The organism is Paenibacillus sp. OT2-17 (genome assembly GCF_009827695.1).
GTDB classification, from domain to species: Bacteria; Bacillota; Bacilli; order Paenibacillales; family Paenibacillaceae; genus Paenibacillus; species Paenibacillus polymyxa_B.
This window is the reverse complement of sequence record NZ_WUDQ01000338.1, coordinates 1-3975: the sequence shown is the minus strand read 5'-3', so window position 1 is coordinate 3975 and position 3975 is coordinate 1. Positions and strand designations below refer to the sequence as shown.

The 3975-nt window shown below is 45.4% G+C and carries 4 protein-coding genes, 2 pseudogenes and 1 other annotated feature; of the genes and pseudogenes, 1 reads left to right on the top strand and 5 read right to left on the bottom strand.

Annotated elements, in window-relative coordinates:
* Together GRP75_RS20730 and GRP75_RS20725 are read right to left on the bottom strand one after the other, a co-directional pair.
* Nucleotides 1-254 (bottom strand): annotated as a pseudogene (locus GRP75_RS20730) (DUF1361 domain-containing protein); the annotation flags it as partial.
* A 95-nt stretch (nucleotides 255-349) separates the two neighbouring features.
* Complete coding sequence (locus tag GRP75_RS20725; RefSeq protein ID WP_069080857.1) at nucleotides 350-958, bottom strand: DUF1349 domain-containing protein; 609 nt, start codon at nucleotides 956-958, stop codon at nucleotides 350-352.
* A gap of 189 nt (nucleotides 959-1147) precedes the next feature.
* Nucleotides 1148-1386, top strand: a binding site (T-box leader).
* Between the two features lie 43 nt (nucleotides 1387-1429).
* Between GRP75_RS20725 and GRP75_RS20720 the strand changes: the two genes are divergently transcribed.
* Nucleotides 1430-2614, top strand: a complete 1185-nt coding sequence (locus GRP75_RS20720) for an aminotransferase class I/II-fold pyridoxal phosphate-dependent enzyme (RefSeq protein WP_023988066.1) — start codon at nucleotides 1430-1432, stop codon at nucleotides 2612-2614.
* 176 nt (nucleotides 2615-2790) lie between these two features.
* On the opposite strand, the gene GRP75_RS20715 is transcribed toward GRP75_RS20720, so the two are convergent.
* From GRP75_RS20715 to GRP75_RS20705, 3 genes and pseudogenes are all read right to left on the bottom strand, one after another.
* Nucleotides 2791-3309 (bottom strand): GrpB family protein, encoded by a 519-nt coding sequence (locus tag GRP75_RS20715; RefSeq protein WP_483311102.1) that lies wholly within the window; start codon nucleotides 3307-3309, stop codon nucleotides 2791-2793.
* 41 nt (nucleotides 3310-3350) lie between these two features.
* Nucleotides 3351-3500, bottom strand: a pseudogene (locus tag GRP75_RS20710) (macro domain-containing protein); the annotation flags it as partial.
* Between the two features lie 63 nt (nucleotides 3501-3563).
* Nucleotides 3564-3956 (bottom strand): hypothetical protein, encoded by a 393-nt coding sequence (locus tag GRP75_RS20705; RefSeq protein WP_023988064.1) that lies wholly within the window; start codon nucleotides 3954-3956, stop codon nucleotides 3564-3566.
* Nucleotides 3957-3975: the final 19 nt, after the last annotated feature.

The window sequence follows — 3975 nt, the reverse complement described above, 5'->3', positions numbered from 1 at the left end:
AACAACCATACAATTGAAGAGAAAAATAAAAGAATACTTCTCACTTTTGTACTTTGCAGTCTGGATATAGCCATCATTCCCAGAGTGATAAAGACCGGAACCCAGGCCAGGAATATATCCCAGTACAGAAATTGATACATCCTCGTTCCGCTTGTGGACTGTAAATACATAATGAGTCCGAAACAGCCCAACGTAGCTACAAGCAGCACTCCCAACAAACTGAGCAGCTTGTAGCCCTTCCTTCTTAACAGCAAGTTTCCATCTACCTCCTGCCTGAGTATACGTATATACGTCTTTTCAAGCCCTATTTTATAGCGCTTTCATACTTAGAGAGAAAGCCTTTGTCTATTTACTCCACGTTTCGTATGTCCTCGGATACATGGTTTGTTATCGTCAAGGCATCAAAGGTAACAGCACAGCCCTCCCCCACCGGGGATTGAGCAACAACTCCAACTTTTAGCTGGTTAGGAACATTCATACCAAAATATCTCGCCAGCTTCCAATGCTGACCGTCTGATGAATAATGGAATGCAAAGCAATTTCCAGCTCGTGCCACTCGTAAATACGGATTGGACACGTCCATCGCCCCAGAGATACAATCATCGGATGTATCCCGAGTGACCACACTAAGAATAGATGGAGTGCTTTCAAAATATTCAAAACACAGCTTAGCCCAGTGGGTATCATTCGCCATCATCATCAAGCATCCTGAATCATAAGGCTGCTTCATATCAACACGGACCCTCGTCCATATTGTAAAATCACCTTGAAGCGTTGTATGCAAAAAGGGTGCGGACGATTTAGTCGCTGCGCCAGACGGATCCCTAAAGAAATCTGCCTGTGAAGGGGCAGAAATTTGCAAAGACTTGGAATCATCGAATCTCCACTCAGCCGGCTCATTGATCCAGCTCCAATCCGCCGGCAAAACTTCACTGCTAAAGCGTTCAAATACGTTCATATGGATACCATTCCTCTCTGGCAATATAGTCATATAACACATTGAAATCTGGGGCACAATCCCCTTGATACCACTATATACGTTATTTTCCAGTCGTCAATGATGATGATGTGTCTTTAAAGTTTATAAAAAAAAGACTTGCCATCCTGAAATGTTGTGCTTATAATTACACCTAACTTGATACGGTAACAAATTTCAATGACGAGAACGAGTAAGCTATACAGCGGATTTGCAGAGAGTTGGGGCAGGTGAAAGCCAACATTCCGAGGGTAGCCGAACGCCATCTCTGAGAAGCGGGCTGAACCTGAAGTAAGCTCTGCCGCCTTTCCAGCGTTAACCGGAACACGTATTGATGGATACGTGAACAGAGTGTCATTTCCTATGGAATGAAACTAGGGTGGTAACACGGGTATAAACTCGTCCCTTTTACAGGGGCGGGTTTTTTTGTTTTTTAAAAAGGAGGAAATCATCATGACAAATGTATCGACAGCAGTATCAATAACCGATTTTTTGACTCCAGCTGTACGGGAAATGCCACCTTCAGGCATCCGTAAGTTTTTCGAATATAGTACAGGCAGAAAAGATATTGTATCGCTTGGTGTCGGTGAACCTGACTTTGTAACCCCTCAACATGTCAGAAAGGCCTGTATCACAGCACTGGAAAATGGTAAAACATCATACACACCGAATGCTGGTCTTCCCGAGCTTCGTGAAGAGATTGCCGGATATCTGGAGAGCAGCTTCAGCACATCCTACAACCCGACAGATGAAATCATGGTTACCATTGGCAGCAGTGAAGCACTGGATTTGGCACTACGCGCCCTGATCACCGCACACGATGAAATACTCATTCCGGCTCCATGTTATATTTCGTATTCACCCATCACGTTTCTGAACGGAGGACATACCGTAACGGTTGAAACCTCTGCGGATCAGCAGTTCAAGCTGACAGCTGAGGCACTCCAAGCCAAGCTGACTCCACGATCCAAAGTGCTTATTCTCTGTTATCCGAATAATCCGACGGGTGGGGTGATGACCTATGAGGATTGGCTACCGATTGCCCGCCTGGTTGAGGAGCATAATCTTGTCGTCATATCAGACGAAATTTATGCTGAACTGACCTATGGACAGAAGCATGTAAGCTTCGCTGCTCTGCCGGGAATGAAAGAGCGCACCCTGCTCATCAGCGGCTTTTCCAAAGCATTTGCGATGACAGGCTGGAGGGTCGGCTACGTGTGCGGCCCAAGAGAGTTGATTTCAGCTATGCTGAAGATTCATCAATATACCGCCATGTGCGCTCCTATTATCGGGCAAATTGCCGCAATTGAATCCCTGCGTAACGGGCTGGAGGAAAAAGATCGTATGATGGAATCCTACAATCTGCGTAGAAAATGGTTCGTTGAAGGCCTATGTCAGACAGGACTGCCATGTCACGAACCAAACGGTGCCTTCTATGCTTTTCCCTCCATTATGCACACAGGGTTAAGCTCAGAGCAGTTTGCCAAGCGGTTGCTGGAAGAAGAAGGAGTCATTACTGTACCCGGTTCCGCATTTGGCCCAGGCGGCGAGGGCTTTATCCGCTGCTCGTATGCATCATCACGAGAACAGTTGGAAATGGCTTTGGAACGCATCAGCGTATTCTTGAAACGTCTATAAATACGATTTTTCCTATCATGAAATGAACATGAGTACTGGATGAAAGTTACTTTAGCAGCTTCTGAATAAGCTTTTTCTGGTGTGCTGGCAAGCCTTCCGGCCATTCCCCTACACGGCAATAACAAATGTCGGAGATTTCGGCGCTTGGTCGGAAAGTATCCAGGAGTCCGGTCGTCCTAATCTTTAGGATGTCCGGTATTCAGAACGTTTTGCTGATTTTCCATCGCCAGCCGTCTTTTTAATACATAATATTGCTGAATCAGCTCAGGCTGTTCACGAAGTCGATTCCGAAACAATAGCTGCTGATCCCAATGCTCATCAGATTTCAGCATGAGATGCAGATGTCCCTTTCTTTGATCCTGTTCCACTTTAACCAAAAATCTTCTCCATTCCCGACCGTCCAATTCAGGTGGAACATAGTTCCAGCCTGCTGGTTGTAAAGCAGATACGACCTGTTCCAGTTGATCCCAAGATTCTAATTTTGCCATAATATCAATAATGGGCTTAGCGGAAAGATTGGGAATTGCCGTGCTTCCTATATGTTCGATTTCCGTCACCTTAAACGGCAGTAATAACTCCCGCAACTGGTGAATGATCTTTAAGCCCTGCTCTGACCAGGCAGGATCAGCATTCACTATTTTTACAGGCTCCGTAGCCCACACCGGCCAATGTTCCTGGTTTTGCTCCTCATGCATCATGATCCCCCCTAATTTCCACGCATGTATTCTCTCATTCAGCTGATATTCGGAAAGGCAATGCTTCGTGCATTCAGTTCTAAAGCTAATTGGAGTGCATTATGGTAGCATTTCGCCAATAGCTCCTCTTCCCGATGGTCGCCACCATTCCACACAGGACCGACAGTATGAATAACATATTCAGCATACAGTCACGTTTAATAGTTCAATTTGGGTATCCATTGATCCTGCTCCTCTTCTTAAAAATCAACCGTTTATATAGTCATCTTATAGTCTCCACAGGCAATTTCTACTATATCGTCATAGGTTTTTAGCATAAGGTGCTTTAGATTTTTCCCCCGTGCACTTGCTATTGTAGCCAATAACGGCGTATCTGTAAGCTCATCAAAGCTGCTGCCCTGCGTATATTCCCGATCAGACAGGTGCAAAGCAACGTCCAGTTCAATCATGTTGAAGTAGTAGACTTCTGTGAATATCAGTTCGTAGGGCACAAAACCATCTGTTGCTTCCGCTGCCAGCCCCCCATTAATCTCTCCCTTCAAAACTAGCTCCTTCTTCGAATAATTCATATGCACATGGTCCAAATAGATCGCATCTCGTCCATACAATGCTCCAATCGGTGTTTGAACGGCCTTTATCTGTGGCATCCCTGCTTCTTCCCTTCAT